Annotated in this window: 15 protein-coding genes and 1 pseudogene; 10 read left to right on the top strand and 6 right to left on the bottom strand. The window is 69.5% G+C overall.

What is annotated here, in order from left to right; genetic code table 11:
* Window positions 1–166: 166 nt before the first annotated feature.
* The 4 genes and pseudogenes from EGK76_RS09240 to EGK76_RS09225 all read right to left on the bottom strand — a co-directional run.
* Window positions 167–952, bottom strand: coding sequence for an endonuclease/exonuclease/phosphatase family protein (locus tag EGK76_RS09240; RefSeq protein WP_233580240.1), 786 nt, complete (start codon window positions 950–952; stop codon window positions 167–169).
* 9 nt (window positions 953–961) lie between these two features.
* Window positions 962–1,750, bottom strand: coding sequence for a thiol:disulfide interchange protein DsbA/DsbL (locus tag EGK76_RS09235; protein WP_123832415.1), 789 nt, complete (start codon window positions 1,748–1,750; stop codon window positions 962–964).
* A gap of 37 nt (window positions 1,751–1,787) precedes the next feature.
* Window positions 1,788–2,441, bottom strand: coding sequence for a thiol:disulfide interchange protein DsbA/DsbL (locus EGK76_RS09230; RefSeq protein WP_123832414.1), 654 nt, complete (start codon window positions 2,439–2,441; stop codon window positions 1,788–1,790).
* A 253-nt stretch (window positions 2,442–2,694) separates the two neighbouring features.
* A pseudogene (locus tag EGK76_RS09225) lies at window positions 2,695–3,459 on the bottom strand (cytochrome c4); the annotation flags it as partial.
* Window positions 3,460–3,591: 132 nt separating this feature from the next.
* On the opposite strand from EGK76_RS09225, the gene yihA reads away from it, so the two are divergent.
* A complete protein-coding gene (yihA, locus tag EGK76_RS09220) occupies window positions 3,592–4,212 on the top strand; it encodes a ribosome biogenesis GTP-binding protein YihA/YsxC (RefSeq protein ID WP_096296983.1) in 621 nt (206 codons plus the stop codon).
* A 27-nt stretch (window positions 4,213–4,239) separates the two neighbouring features.
* Here yihA and EGK76_RS09215 read toward each other — a convergent pair whose 3' ends face one another.
* A complete protein-coding gene (locus tag EGK76_RS09215) occupies window positions 4,240–4,953 on the bottom strand; it encodes a VIT family protein (RefSeq protein WP_123832413.1) in 714 nt (237 codons plus the stop codon).
* Window positions 4,954–5,075: 122 nt separating this feature from the next.
* Here EGK76_RS09215 and EGK76_RS09210 point away from each other — a divergent pair, with 122 nt between their 5' ends.
* From EGK76_RS09210 to EGK76_RS09200, 3 genes are all read left to right on the top strand, one after another.
* Complete coding sequence (locus tag EGK76_RS09210) at window positions 5,076–6,440, top strand: glutamate--cysteine ligase (RefSeq protein WP_096296985.1); 1,365 nt, start codon at window positions 5,076–5,078, stop codon at window positions 6,438–6,440.
* 44 nt (window positions 6,441–6,484) lie between these two features.
* Window positions 6,485–9,205 (top strand): phosphoenolpyruvate carboxylase, encoded by a 2,721-nt coding sequence (ppc, locus tag EGK76_RS09205; protein ID WP_123832412.1) that lies wholly within the window; start codon window positions 6,485–6,487, stop codon window positions 9,203–9,205.
* 94 nt (window positions 9,206–9,299) lie between these two features.
* Window positions 9,300–9,935, top strand: coding sequence for a glutathione S-transferase (locus EGK76_RS09200; protein ID WP_096296987.1), 636 nt, complete (start codon window positions 9,300–9,302; stop codon window positions 9,933–9,935).
* A gap of 7 nt (window positions 9,936–9,942) precedes the next feature.
* Here EGK76_RS09200 and EGK76_RS09195 read toward each other — a convergent pair whose 3' ends face one another.
* On the bottom strand, window positions 9,943–10,131 hold the full coding sequence (locus EGK76_RS09195) for a hypothetical protein (RefSeq protein ID WP_096296988.1): 189 nt from the start codon (window positions 10,129–10,131) through the stop codon (window positions 9,943–9,945).
* A 101-nt stretch (window positions 10,132–10,232) separates the two neighbouring features.
* Here EGK76_RS09195 and EGK76_RS09190 point away from each other — a divergent pair, with 101 nt between their 5' ends.
* The 6 genes from EGK76_RS09190 to EGK76_RS09165 all read left to right on the top strand — a co-directional run bounded on the left by EGK76_RS09190 (window position 10,233) and on the right by EGK76_RS09165 (window position 13,446).
* Window positions 10,233–10,466 carry a hypothetical protein gene (locus tag EGK76_RS09190; RefSeq protein WP_123832411.1) on the top strand — a complete coding sequence of 78 codons (234 nt, stop codon included), beginning with the start codon at window positions 10,233–10,235 and terminating at the stop codon, window positions 10,464–10,466.
* 81 nt (window positions 10,467–10,547) lie between these two features.
* A complete protein-coding gene (xth, locus tag EGK76_RS09185; RefSeq protein WP_123832410.1) occupies window positions 10,548–11,363 on the top strand; it encodes an exodeoxyribonuclease III in 816 nt (271 codons plus the stop codon).
* Window positions 11,364–11,426: 63 nt separating this feature from the next.
* Complete coding sequence (locus EGK76_RS09180; protein WP_123832409.1) at window positions 11,427–11,651, top strand: hypothetical protein; 225 nt, start codon at window positions 11,427–11,429, stop codon at window positions 11,649–11,651.
* A gap of 51 nt (window positions 11,652–11,702) precedes the next feature.
* Window positions 11,703–11,978, top strand: coding sequence for a formaldehyde-responsive transcriptional repressor FrmR (gene frmR, locus EGK76_RS09175; protein WP_123832408.1), 276 nt, complete (start codon window positions 11,703–11,705; stop codon window positions 11,976–11,978).
* A gap of 23 nt (window positions 11,979–12,001) precedes the next feature.
* Complete coding sequence (locus EGK76_RS09170) at window positions 12,002–13,111, top strand: S-(hydroxymethyl)glutathione dehydrogenase/class III alcohol dehydrogenase (protein ID WP_123832407.1); 1,110 nt, start codon at window positions 12,002–12,004, stop codon at window positions 13,109–13,111.
* Entirely contained in the window at window positions 13,111–13,446 is a 336-nt protein-coding gene (locus tag EGK76_RS09165) for a DUF3658 domain-containing protein (protein ID WP_123832406.1), read from the top strand. The genes EGK76_RS09170 and EGK76_RS09165 overlap by 1 nt, the downstream gene beginning before the upstream one ends.

The following is a 13,446-nucleotide window of genomic DNA, read 5'->3' as shown; positions in this document are numbered from 1 at the left end:
GGCGCGCCTGCCCCGGCGCGCGAAGCGTGAGCTGTGAGCCGCGAAAGGAAGCCCCTCTCCCTCCGGGAGAGGGGTTGGGGTGAGGGCGGCAGGTCGGCATCCGCGAGTCGGCCGCATGGGCACGACGAGGACGCTGCGCTCCGCCGTCTACAGACTGTTCGAACCCTCAGCGCCGCAACGCGGCGTCTGGCACATGCAGTTCGGTGGACAGGGCCAGATGGTCCGAGAACGCGGCCGGCAGCGCCTTCATGCCGGCGGCCTTGAGGTTGCTGGTGACCAGGATGTGGTCGATCGCCTTCTGCGGACGCCAGCTCGGGAACGTGTGCACCGCGCACGACGGCGGCTGGAGCGAGGTGCCGCGATAGAGCGCGGACATCTCCGGACGGTCGGAGGTGCAGTTGAAATCGCCCATCAGCACCGCGTTCGGATGGTCGGCCAGCAGCTCGGCAATGAACGACAGCTGCGAATGCCGCGATTGCGCGCCCAGGGAAAGATGCGCCACCGCGACCACCAGGCCCTCGTTGCCTTCGCCGAAGCGGCTCAGCAGCACGCCGCGGCCGCCGATGCGGCCGGGCAGGGCATGGTTGGTGACCTCGATGGGCTCGAGCCGGCTCAGCAGCCCGTTGGCGCTCGATGCCACCGCGCCGACGCGCCGGTTGGGCTGGTGGGTCCAGTACTCGAATCCACCACGTTCGGCGAGGTAATGGGTCTGGTTGGTGAAGCCCGACCGCCAGCTGCCCGGATCAGCCTCCTGCAGGCCCACGATGTCGTGGGTGCCCGCCAGCGTGGCGATCGCGTCGAGCGCGTTGCGCTTGCCGGCCGGGAGCACGTGCGACCAGCTGCGCGTCGCGTAGTCGCTGTAGCGACGCGTGCTGGAGCCGGCCTGGATGTTCGCGCTCAGCAGCTTGAGCCGGCGCGAAAACTCATCGGAGGGGGCGTCGGGAACGTTCACGACAAGCGCTTACTGCGCCGCGCGCTCCATCGCGACCAGATGATCGGTGATGCGCAGGATGTCCTCGAGCGAGGTACCGCCGATCACCCGGTACTTTCCGTTGACGATCATCGACGGTGTGCCCTCGACGCCGCTGCGCGTGGCGAACTGGCGCGCGCGGCCGAGGTTGGCGTTGACCGCGAAGCTCTGCATCGTGCTGGCGAAGCGGGCCTGGTCGATCCCGAGGGTGCCGTAGAACGCGGCGATCGCGGCCGGATCGGCATTGGGCCGCAGCTTCCCGTCGATGTGGATCGCGTTGAAGGTCGGCGTGTGGGTCTGGTCCAGGGTGCCCATCGTCTCGGATGCGTAGAACGCGCGCGGGAAGTGGTCCTGATCGTTGAACACAGCCGGCACCGCGACGAAGTTCACGTCCGCCGGCAGGCGCGCCTTCCAGGCGTTGACCAGCGGATCGAACGCGGCGCAATGGCCGCACCAGTAGGCGAACACCTCGGCCACTTCGATGCCGGGGGCGCTGGCGAAGGGCTGGCCGCCCGCAATCTCCACGTAGTCCTTGCCGGCAACCGGGGCCGGGCCCTGCGGCGCGGTCACCGGGTTGTTGTTGGGCGCGGCCTCCTGGGCCTCGGCGCGGTCGTCGGCGCGGACCGGTGCACTGGCGACCGGCGGGGACATGGTGTCGGCGGGCGCGGTTTCCGCGCTCGGCGCCGTCGGCGTGGGCGATGCGGCCGGGTCGGGCTGCTGGCCGCAGGCGGCGAGAAGGATGGGGGCAAGCATCACGAGCAGGGTGTGGCGGATCTTCATGGAGACTCTCTTGAAGGAAATCGTTCGACGGGTGGCGTCAGCGCGCGGCGCGTTCGCGTGCGATCAGCTGGTCGGTCACCGTGAGGAGCTCCTCCAGCGACCGTCCCATCACCCGGTAGCGGCCATTGATGATGAGTGTGGGCGTGCCCTCTACGCCACTGCGTGTGGCAAAGGCACGCGCGGCGTTCAGTTTTTCGTCGGTCGCGGGGCTGGCCATCGCGGCGGCGAAGCGCGCCTGAGAGCGCGCACCCTGGCCGACGTAGAACGCGGCGATCGCCTCGGGACTGGCGCCGCTGCGCGGGAGGGCGCCGGTGTCGTGGACCGCCGAGAACAGGGCGTGGTGGCTGCGCGCGTCCAGGCCCTGGTCCTGCGCGACGAAGAAACCGCGCGCGAAGTTGTCGCCGGCCGAGAACGCGGCGGGCACGTAGGTCAGGCGCACGTCGGCCGGGGCTTTCGCGCGCCAGGCATCCAGGAGCTTCTGGAAACGGAAGCAGTGCACGCAGCCATAGGAGAACACCTCGACGACCTCGATCCTGCCGTCCAGGGGCTGCCAGGGCTGGCCGTCGGCGATCAACGCGTAGTCGCGTCCTTCGAGCGGTGCATGGGGCTGGGCGGTGGCCGGCAGCCATGCGCCGAGGAGCAGCGCAAGCAGCACCAGCGGACGCCAATTGAAGGTGGGGAATGCACTCATCGTGGATGTTCCAACAGGCGGAGGATGGCTGGCCCGGCGCACATGCGGTGCGGGATCGCGGCGGTGCGGCGCGGCTCTGACGAGGGCACGCCTGCCAGGCCGATCGGCCGCTGCCCCATCACTGGGCCTGCGGCGCCGGCTCCGCGTCCTGCGCCTGCTGCGCGGACGGGTCGGTTGCCGGCACCGGCTGGTTCTCGGGCATCGTCGCAGGCGCCGGCGTGGCCGCGGCCTGGGCCTCGATCGCCGCCAGCATGGCCGGGTCCGGGCGATGGTGCAGGCCCTGCATGTAGCTGGCCAGGGCCTCGATTTCCTCGTCGCTCAGCTGCCTGGCCACCGAGGCCATGACATCGAACAGATGGCGGTTGTCCTCGAGGGTCTGGCCTTCGCGATAGGTGTAGAGCCGGGCCGCGCTGTACCAGGCCTGCTGACCACCGACATGCGGGTAGGCCGGGCCGGGATTGCCACTGCCGGCTGGGCCGTGACAGGCCATGCACGCCGGGATGCCGCGTTCGGTATTGCCGCTGCGGAACAGCGTCTGTCCGATCTCGTAGAACTTCATGCCCGCGTAGGGGCCACTCTCGACCACGGCATCGTCGGCGATGCCGGCGCCGCTGGACTGCTGGGCGTAATGCGCGCCCAGGTCGCGCATGTCCTGCGCACTGAGCGGCATCGCATACGGCTGCATGATCGGGCTCTGCCGCTGGCCGCTCTTGAACAGCGCCAGCTGGTGGGCGACATAGCGCTCGTTCTGCCCGGCGATGCGCGGATACAGCGAGGGGTCGGCGTCGGCATTGCCGTCCAGTCCGTGGCAGGCCGCGCAGGTGCCGGCGAGCTGGGCGCCGCGCTGGGCATCGCCATAGGTCGCCTCGGCCAGCTCGGCCACGGCATTGTCGTTGAGATCCCGGGTTTCGACCGGGGGCGCGTCGGGCAACGGTTGAACCGTGGACTGCGCGAACGCGACAGCGCCCACGGCCAGAACCACAAGACCGGCGATACCAAAAGCACGAGCGTGGCGCATTGCTGGGCTCCGAGAGCTTCGATGCCGCGTCCAGCCGATGCCGGGCGCAAGTCCCCGGATTATGTTGGCCTGCACCGGGCCGGTCAAACCGCGCGGCGGGCAGTCCGGCGCCGGTCGTGCCAAGCTATCGCCATGTCGAATCCATTTGCACGCGCCAAATATCTGTTGGCCGCCCACACCCCGCAGCAGCTTCCGCCCGACGGGGGCTTCGAGGTCGCGTTCGCCGGCCGCTCCAACGCCGGCAAGTCCAGCGCACTCAACGCCCTGTGCCAGCAGAACGCGCTCGCGCGGGTGTCCAAGACCCCCGGTCGCACCCAACAGCTGGTGTTCTTCGATCTTCCGTCGCATGCGAACCGCTATCTGGTCGACCTGCCCGGTTACGGCTATGCCAAGGTGCCCCGTGACCTGCAGGCGCACTGGCAGGCGTTCCTGGCCCGCTACTTCCGCGAGCGCGAGGCGCTCAAGGGCCTCGTTGTGGTGATGGACATCCGTCATCCGCTCAAGGATTACGACCGCCAGATGATCGCCTTCGCGGTCGAAAACGGAATGCCCGCCCATGCGCTGCTGACCAAGGCCGACAAGCTCGGCCGTGGCGCGGCGGGCAACACGCTGCAGGCGGTGCGCAAGGAGCTGCAGGCCGAACACGGCGACAAGGTCAGCGTGCAGACCTTCTCGGGTGAATCCAAGATCGGCGTCGACGAGGCGCGCGGCGTGATCGCACGCTGGCTGGAAATCGGCGGCCCGCGCTCCTGAGGCGCCGGCCCGGCATCAGGTGCCGCCTCAGACCGCAACGTTGAACAGCCGCCCGATCACACTGGCGGCAGCCATCGCAAGTACGCCCCAGAACGCGACCCGCAGCGCGCCACGCAGGATCGGCGCGCCGCCGGCCCATGCGGCGAGGGCGCCGGAGATGAACAACGCGATCAATGTCGTGGAGATGATCGCCGGTTCCGCATAGGCGGGAGGCGCGATCAGGGCGGCGACCATCGGCAGCGCCGCACCGGCGCAGAACGCGGCCGCCGACGCCCCTGCGGCCTGCAGTGGACGCGCGGCCAGCGTGGGGGTGAAGCCGAGCTCATCGCGTGCGTGCGCGGCCAGCGCGTCGTGCGCGGTCAACTGTTCCGCGACCTGTCGCGCCAGCGCCGCATCGAGGCCGCGGGCCTGGTAGATGCCGGCCAGCTCCTCGAGCTCCTCTTCCGGGGCATCGCGCAGTTCGCTGCGCTCGATCTTCAGATCCGCCTGCTCGGTGTCGGCCTGCGAGCGCACCGACACGTATTCGCCTGCGGCCATCGACATGGCGCCGGCCACGATGCCGGCGACGCCGGTCAGCAGCACCGTCGTATACGGGCTGCCCGCGGCAGCCACGCCGACGACCAGGCCCGCGATGGACACGATGCCGTCGTTGGCGCCGAGCACCGCCGCGCGCAGCCAGCCCACCCGTTCGCCGCGGTGGCGCTCGGGAGACGGACGGTGCGGAATCTGGGTGGCGGCCATCGCCTCAGCACATATGTGGCGGCGTGACGCGGGCGTCACGACACGTCGGCAGGGCCGACATCCACCGGCCGGACGCTTATAGTGCCGGCGTGCGGGCTTGGCCCGATTGCGAGTCCGTCACCTTGTCCAGCCCCAGCCATACCGCCGACACCCCGATCACCGACCGCGCGACGCTCGTCGAGGTGCTTGCCTCAGGCGAGAAGCCGCGCGCCGACTGGCGCATCGGCACTGAGCACGAGAAGTTCGGCTTCCGCTTCGACGACCTGCGCGCGCCCACTTTCGATGGCGAGCGTGGCATCGAGGCGTTGTTGCGTGGGCTCACCCGCTTCGGCTGGGAACCCGTGAACGAGAACGGCCGCACGATCGCCCTGCTCAAGGACGCGGCCTCGGTGACCCTGGAGCCGGCCGGCCAGCTGGAACTCTCCGGCGCGCCGCTGAAGACGATCCACGAGACCTGCGGCGAGGTCGGCGCGCACCTGTTCGAGGTCAAGAGCGTCGCCGACGAACTGCGCCTGGGATTCCTCGGCATGGGCTTCCAGCCCAAGTGGCGCCGCGACGAGATGCCGTGGATGCCGAAGGGCCGCTACAAAATCATGCGTGACTACATGCCGAAGGTCGGCGACCTCGGCCTGGACATGATGACCCGCACCTGCACGGTCCAGGTCAACCTCGACTACGCGTCCGAAGCGGACATGGTCAGGAAGTTCCGGGTGTCGCTGGCGCTGCAGCCGGTGGCCACCGCGCTGTTCGCCGATTCGCCGTTCACCGAAGGCCGGCCGAACGGATACCTGAGCTACCGCTCGCAGATCTGGACCGACACCGATCCCGACCGCACCGGCATGCTGGATTTCGTGTTCGAGGACGGTTTCGGCTACGAGCGCTATGTCGACTACCTGCTCGATGTGCCCATGTACTTCTCGTATCGCGACGGCGTCTACCACGACGCCGCCGGCCAGAGCTTCCGCGATTTCCTGCGCGGCGAACTGCCGGCGCTGCCGGGCCAGCTGCCGACGCTGCGCGACTGGTCGGACCACATGACCACCGCGTTCCCCGAGGTGCGACTGAAGAAGTACCTGGAGATGCGCGGCGCCGACGGCGGCCCGTGGAACCGGTTGTGCGCGTTGCCTGCGTTCTGGGTGGGCCTGCTCTACGACGACACGGCGCTCGATGCGGCCTGGGATCTGGTGCGCGACTTCACGATGGCCGAGCGCAACGCCCTGCGCGACGACGTGCCCAGGCTCGCGCTGAAGACGCCGTTCCGCGGCGGCACGCTGCGCGACCTCGCGATCGAGGCGCTGAAGATCTCCGCCGGTGGCCTGCAGCGCCGCGCCCAGCTCAATTCGAGCGGCCAGGACGAGCGCGTGTTCCTCGACACCCTGATCGAGATCGCCGAGTCGGGGCAGACGCCGGCCGAGCGCAAGCTCGAACTGTTCCACGGTCCCTGGCAAGGCGACATCGACCACGTGTTCCGCGAGTTCGCCTACTGATCCGCTTGCGCGACAGTCACGTGGGGCTTGTATAACGTGACCGGATGAGTGCCCAAGACGATCTGCCGCCGCTGCGCGATATCGGATTCGCCCAGACCGACCGCCTGCTTCGCGACGATGTGCGCCGGCTCGGTGCGATGGTCGGGAACATGCTCTCGGAACAGGTCTCGCCAGCCCTGCTCGAGCAGGTGGAAGGTGTGCGCCGGGCGGCGATCGCGCGGCGCGAGATGGGCGCGCCGGTGGACGCGCTCGCAGAGAGCCTGGCCGGGGTTTCGCTCGACGATGCAGACGCGCTGGTGCGGGCATTCGCCGCCTATTTCGGCGCGATCAACCTGGCCGAACGTGTCCATCGCATCCGCCGCCGCCGCGACTACCAGCGCGCCGGCGATGGCCCGCAGCCTGGCGGGCTGGAAGCGGCATTGCGTTCGCTGCGGGACGCCGGCGTCGATCTGCCACAGCTCGAGGCCGTGCTGGCACGCCTGAGCATCGAGCCGGTGTTCACCGCCCACCCGACCGAGGCCGTTCGCCGCGTGCTGCTGGAGAAGGAGCGGACGATTGTCGAGCGCCTGATTGCCGACATCGATCGCGAGCGCACGCCGATCGAGCGTCGCGCCGACGACGAGCGCATCGTGCTGGCGCTGACCTCGGCCTGGCAGACCTCGGAATCGCCCGCGCGCAAGCCGACCGTCGCCGACGAGGTCGAGCATGTCGGCTACTACCTGTCCAACGTGCTCTATCGCGTGCTGCCGGTGTTCTACGAGGCGCTCGGCGATGCCATCGAGTCCGTGTACGGCACGCGTCCCGCATTGCCGCAGGTGTTGCGCTTCGGCACCTGGGTCGGCGGCGATATGGACGGCAACCCCAACGTCAACGCCGACACCATGCGCGCGGCGCTCGGCGCGCAGCGCAGCCAGGCACTGGCGCAGTACCGCCGCGACCTGCGCGCGCTGGGTAACGTGCTGACCCAGACCTCCGATCGGGTGTCGGTCGACGAAGCGGTCATCGCGCGCGTCGACGACTACCGGCGCCGGCTGCCGGATGCGGAGTCCGTGCTCAATCCGCGCCATGCCGACATGCCCTACCGGCGCCTGCTCGACCTGATGCAGCTGCGTTTGCGCCTGACCGATGCCGACCACCGCGCCGGCTACCCGGACGCCACCGCATTCCTCGACGACCTGGCACTGATGGAGGCGAGCCTGCGCGAGCACCGCGGCGCGCACGCCGGCCTGTTCGCGCTCGAGCGTCTGCTGTGGCGCGCGCGGACCTTCGGCTTCCATCTCGCTGCGCTCGACCTGCGCCAGGATTCGGCGGTGCACGACGAGGTGCTCGGCCACATCGACGGCAGCGACTGGAGCGCGCTCGATGTCGAAACGCGCGTGTCGCGACTGCACGCGATGCTCGACGCGCCGCCGGGGGCCGGGGGCGCGATGTCGAACGAGAGCGTTGCCTCGACGCTCGGCGTGTTCGATGCGGTCACCGATCTGCGCCGCAGCCATGGCGCTGCGGCGACCGGCCTGTACATCATCTCGATGGCGCGCAGCGCGGCCGATGCGCTGGCGGTGCTGGCGCTCGCGCGCATTGCCGGTTGCGTCGAGGCCGGCCAGGTGCCGCTGGACGTGTCGCCACTGTTCGAGACCGTCGACGATCTGCAGGCCGCGCCCGCGGTGATGCGCGCGTTGTTCGACGACCCGCGCTACCGCGCGCACCTGGCCGCGCGGGGCGACCGGCAGGTGGTGATGCTCGGCTATTCCGACAGCGCGAAGGATGGCGGCCTGCTGGCCTCGCGCTGGGCGCTGCAGCGCACCCAGGTCGAGCTGACCGCGCTCGCCCGCGAGGCCGGCCTGCGCATCGTGTTCTTCCACGGCCGTGGCGGCTCGGTGAGCCGCGGTGGCGGCAAGACCGGCCGCGCGATCGATGCGGCGCCGCGTGGTTCGGTGGACGGCAGCCTGCGGGTGACCGAACAGGGCGAGGTGATCCACCGCAAGTACGGCATCCGTGCGCTCGCGCTGCGCAACCTCGAACAGTCGACCGCCGCGGTGCTGCAGGCGACCCTGCGCCCGCGCGCGCCCGACCCGCGCGAAGACAGCTGGCGCGCGATCGCCGCCGAGCTGGCCGAGGTGTCGCGCGCGCACTACCGCGCGCTGGTGCACGAGCGCAGCGATTTTCCCGACTACTTCCGCACCGCGACGCCGATCGACGTGATCGAACGGCTGCAGATCGGCTCGCGTCCATCGCGCAGGCGCGAAGGCGGCATCGGCAACCTGCGGGCGATCCCCTGGGTGTTCGCCTGGTCGCAGAATCGTTCCGGACTCACCGGCTGGTACGGGCTGGGCACCGCGCTCCAGCACGGCATCGTCGTGCATGGCCAGCAGGCGATGACCGAGATGACTTGCGACTGGCCGTTCTTCCGCGCAGCGCTCGACGATGTGGAGATGCTGCTGGCCAAGAGCGACATCGCGATCTTCGAACGCTATTCGCAGCTGGCCGGCGACGCGCACGAGGCGTTCTTCCCGGGCATCCTCGACGAATTCCTGCGCACGCGCGATGCCATCCTGCTGCTCAAGTCGCAGGATGTGCTGCTTGCCGACGACTATCGACTGCAGCTGTCGATCCGTCTGCGCAATCCCTATGTCGATCCGATCAGCCTGCTGCAGGTGGAACTGCTGCGGCGCTGGCGCGAGACCGGTCGCGAGGACGAGGCGTTGCTGCGGGCCCTGGTCTCGACCGTCAACGGAATTGCGGCCGGGATCCAGAACACCGGTTGAGAGCGGCGCTGCGAAACGCTCAGCGGTCGCCGCGATTGCCGCCTGCGGCGCGTCGGGCGCACACTCGGCCGCTCCCCGAACGCGAGCACCGCCCGTGGCCAACGAAGCGCTTGTCCTCTATACCAACCCGATGTCGCGCGGCCGCATCGCGCGCTGGATGCTCGAGGAAGTCGGCCAGCCCTATCGTGTCGAGCTGACCGGTTACGACGGTGCCATGCGCGCCCCGGAGTTCCTCGCGCTCAACCCGATGGGGAAGGTGCCGGTGCTGGTGCATGAAGGGGTCGTGGTCACCGAGACCGCGGCCATCTGCGCCTATCTCGCCGAGACCTTTCCGCAGGCCGGCCTGCTGCCCGCGCCGACCCCGGCCGCGCGCGCTGCCTACTACCGCTGGATGTTCTTCGCCGCCGGCCCGCTCGAGGCCGCGGTCTCGGCGAAAGCGCTCGACCTGCTGGCGCCGCCGGAGCGTGCGGGCACGGTCGGCTATGGCAGCTTCGAGCGTACCGTCGATACGCTCGAGCACGCGGCCGCATCCGCAGCGCCCTGGCTCACCGGCGAGCGCTTCACCGCGGTGGACGTCTATGCCGGCGCGCAGGTCATCTGGGGGCAGCTGTTCAAGTCGCTGCCGCCGCGGCCCGCGTTCGTCGAATACGCCGCCCGGCTGCAGGCGCGTCCTGCCTGGCAGCGCGCGACCGCGCTCGACGATGCGGCGATGCCCACGCCCGCGGATTGATTGCAGCTCAGCGTCGCAGCATCGCTTGTTCGACACTGACGCCGACGTCGCCGCCCACAAGCACGACGATAGCTGGCGCGAGCGTGGCGGGCTCGAGGTCGGGTGGCGCCAGCGGGCTTCTGCCGCCTCGGTGGGCCACCCGGGCCATCGGCGAGCGGGGGCGCCTGCCGTTGCCGCAGGCGTCGAACAGCAGCATGGCGGCGCGGTATCGGCGTGCAGTGCTTGGCCCCCGAGTTCGCGCTCTGCTTTCACGGCGCGCCTGAGAGCATGCGGGTCTTCCCGGTACCGGAGACTCCCATGGCACGCGACCTCCAGCGCACGATCGACCTGTCCGACACCTCGCCCGCGCACACCGCAAGCCTGCGCATCCGAGTCGGCAATGCCTCGGTCGACGGCGCGGTCTCGATCTCCACCCGCGGCCTGCTGGCCGTCGGCGGCCTGGTCTCGGGCATCCTGCTGTCGAGCGCGGTGATCGTGCTGGTGGCGTCGCGCAAGGTGCCCAGGCACCGCTGGCTGCCCTGGGACCGCTGAGCGTTCCCGTCTGCTCCTGGCATTGCCGGCCACGCGGAAGCGACCGCCGAGGAACACGTCACCCGATCGGAGCCCGACCGCATGGCCCCCCGAAAGCGCCACCTGAAACTCGCCACCTTCAACGTCAACGGCATCGCCTCGCGGTTGCCGCACCTGCTCGAATGGCTGGCGCACGAGGCGCCGGACATCGTCGCGTTGCAGGAGCTCAAGGCAACCGACGCCGCGTTCCCGGCTGCGGCCATCGAGGCGGCGGGCTATGGCGCGATCTGGCACGGCCAGTCGTCATGGAATGGCGTGGCGATCCTGGCCCGCGACGCGATACCGGTCGAGAACCGGCGCGGTCTGCCGGGCGACCCCACGGACACGCAGAGCCGCTACCTCGAGGCGGCGGCGCACGGCATTGTCGTCGGCGCGCTGTATCTGCCCAACGGCAATCCGCAGCCCGGTCCGAAGTTCGACTACAAGTTGCGCTGGATGGCGCGGCTGGCGAAACACGCGCGCACGCTGGTGGACCTGCCGCATCCGGTGGTGCTGCTCGGCGATTTCAACGTCATCCCGGACGACATCGACGTCTACGACCCCAAGGCATGGCGCAAGGACGCGCTGATCCAGCCGGAGGTGCGCGAGGCCTATGCGGCGCTGCTCGCGCAGGGGTGGACCGACGCGCTGCGCGAGGTGTTCGGTGACGAGGTGGTCTACACATTCTGGGACTACTTCCGCCAGCATGCCGAGCGCGACCGCGGCCTGCGCATCGACCACATACTGCTCAATCCGGTGCTGGCCGGCGGGCTCGAGGAAGTGGGCGTCGATCGCTGGGCGCGGCTCCAGGAGAAGGCCAGCGACCATGCGCCTACCTGGGCGCGAGTGGCGGTGCCGGTGGCCGGCAAGTCGCGCTGAGCGGTCCGTATGCCGGCTGCGCATCGACACCTGCATGACATCGGCAGGTCCACGATGGTCGCCATGCAGACCAGAACCGAAATCGACGCGATGCTCGCCCGGCTCGAAGCGCGGCTCCGGGAACTGATGGCGCAGACGCCGCACGACGGCGTACTCGACGCATTCTCCGACGAAGCCGCGCCGCTGATCGAGCAGGTGCCCGAAGAGCACGATGCCTATGTGCAGGAGCGTGTGCACCGGATGCTGGTCGGCGCCGGCCTGATCCCCGACGAGTCTCCGACCGGCTGACCCGTCAGGCGCGCTGGCGTATACTCCCCGGGAGTATTCAGGCCGGACGTCATGCCGCATTCCCCCGACGAGAAGAAGCGTGTCCTGGCCCGCGTGCGGCGCATGCGCGGGCAGCTCGATGCGCTCGAGCGCGCGCTCGTGGACGGCGCCGACTGCGGCCCCGTGCTGCAGCAGCTCGCGGCGTTGCGCGGGGCGGTCAATGGCGTGATGTCGGGCGTGCTCGAAAGCCACCTGCGCGGGGAGCTCGGCCAGCCGGCCGAATCGCCCGAGCAGCGCCGCGCCAGCGTCGACGATGCCGTCGCGCTGGTGCGGACCTATCTCAAGTAATCACCGTTTCCGGGAGTTCCCTCATGAAGTCACGCGCCGCAGTCGCGTTCGCCGCAGGCGAACCGCTGAAGATCGTCGAGATCGACGTCGCCCCGCCCAAGGCGGGCGAAGTGCTGGTCCGCATCACCCACACCGGCGTCTGCCACACCGACGCGTTCACGTTGTGGGGTGATGATCCCGAGGGCCTGTTTCCGGTCGTGCTCGGCCACGAGGGCGCGGGCATCGTGGTGGAGGTCGGCGAGGGCGTGACGTCGGTCAAGCCCGGCGACCATGTGATTCCGCTCTACACTGCCGAGTGCGGCGAGTGCCTGTTCTGCAAGAGCGGCAAGACCAACCTCTGCGTGGCAGTACGCGCGACCCAGGGCAAGGGCGTGATGCCCGACGGCACCACCCGCTTCTCCTACAACGGCGAGCCGATCTACCACTACATGGGCTGCTCGACCTTCAGCGAGTACACCGTGGTGGCCGAGGTGTCGCTGGCCAAGATCAACCCGGAAGCGAATCCCGAGCAGGTCTGCCTGCTCGGCTGTGGCGTGACCACCGGCATCGGCGCCGTGCACAACACCGCCAAGGTCCAGCCGGGCGACAGCGTCGCCGTGTTCGGCCTCGGCGGCATCGGCCTGGCGGTGATCCAGGGGGCGCGCCAGGCCAAGGCCGGCCGCATCATCGCGATCGACACCAATCCGTCGAAGTTCGAACTCGCCAAAGAATTCGGCGCCACCGACTGCATCAATCCGAAGGACCACGACAAGCCGATCCAGCAGGTGATCGTCGAGATGACCACCTGGGGCGTCGATCATTCGTTCGAGTGCATCGGCAACGTCAACGTGATGCGCGCCGCGCTCGAGTGCGCGCACCGCGGCTGGGGCCAGAGCGTGATCATCGGCGTCGCCGGCGCCGGCCAGGAAATCAGCACGCGTCCGTTCCAGCTGGTTACGGGGCGCAAGTGGATGGGCACCGCCTTCGGCGGCGTCAAGGGCCGCAGCCAGCTGCCGGGCATGGTCGAGGACGCGATGAAGGGCGACATCGAACTTGCGCCGTTCGTGACCCACACGATGGATCTGGACGCGATCAACGACGCCTTCGAGCTCATGCACGCAGGCAAGTCGATCCGCTCCGTGGTGCACTACTGATGGCCGGGCCCGTGGAGAAGTCCGCCCTGGCGGCGATGCTCGACAGTGTCGAGGTCGGACAGGAAGCGCGCGACGCGATCGAACGCCTGGACGAGCGGGACCTGCAGTTGATCGACGGGGCGATCCTCACCGCCCTCGACCGCGAATGGAAGCAGGCGGGCCTGATCACGGCGGGGGTCATGATCGCCGCGCCCGACGAATACGAGGAACTTCCCGAAGCGTTCTACGCACTGCGTATCCGCGCGCTTGCCCAGGCAGCGCGCATCGAAACCCGCGGCGATCCGGCGGTGCTCAAGACCCTCCAGGTCCGCCTTGCCGCACAGGGCGAGCGCTGA

Origin of the sequence: Luteimonas sp. 100069, from assembly GCF_003813845.1 — a bacterium.
Lineage (GTDB): Bacteria > Pseudomonadota > Gammaproteobacteria > Xanthomonadales > Xanthomonadaceae > Luteimonas > Luteimonas chenhongjianii.
The sequence above is the reverse complement of the archived record's forward strand: the minus strand, read 5'-3'. Positions and strand labels throughout refer to the sequence as shown.

Coding starts and splice junctions, on each gene's coding strand:
- EGK76_RS09235 (WP_123832415.1), bottom strand. CDS start 1,750: ATGAAGATCCGCCACACCCTGCTCGTGATGCTTGCCCCCATCCTTCTC.
- EGK76_RS09230 (WP_123832414.1), bottom strand. CDS start 2,441: ATGAGTGCATTCCCCACCTTCAATTGGCGTCCGCTGGTGCTGCTTGCG.
- yihA (WP_096296983.1), top strand. CDS start 3,592: ATGTCGAATCCATTTGCACGCGCCAAATATCTGTTGGCCGCCCACACC.
- EGK76_RS09215 (WP_123832413.1), bottom strand. CDS start 4,953: ATGGCCGCCACCCAGATTCCGCACCGTCCGTCTCCCGAGCGCCACCGC.
- ppc (WP_123832412.1), top strand. CDS start 6,485: ATGAGTGCCCAAGACGATCTGCCGCCGCTGCGCGATATCGGATTCGCC.
- EGK76_RS09195 (WP_096296988.1), bottom strand. CDS start 10,131: ATGCTGCTGTTCGACGCCTGCGGCAACGGCAGGCGCCCCCGCTCGCCG.
- EGK76_RS09190 (WP_123832411.1), top strand. CDS start 10,233: ATGGCACGCGACCTCCAGCGCACGATCGACCTGTCCGACACCTCGCCC.
- xth (WP_123832410.1), top strand. CDS start 10,548: ATGGCCCCCCGAAAGCGCCACCTGAAACTCGCCACCTTCAACGTCAAC.
- EGK76_RS09180 (WP_123832409.1), top strand. CDS start 11,427: ATGCAGACCAGAACCGAAATCGACGCGATGCTCGCCCGGCTCGAAGCG.
- frmR (WP_123832408.1), top strand. CDS start 11,703: ATGCCGCATTCCCCCGACGAGAAGAAGCGTGTCCTGGCCCGCGTGCGG.
- EGK76_RS09170 (WP_123832407.1), top strand. CDS start 12,002: ATGAAGTCACGCGCCGCAGTCGCGTTCGCCGCAGGCGAACCGCTGAAG.
- EGK76_RS09165 (WP_123832406.1), top strand. CDS start 13,111: ATGGCCGGGCCCGTGGAGAAGTCCGCCCTGGCGGCGATGCTCGACAGT.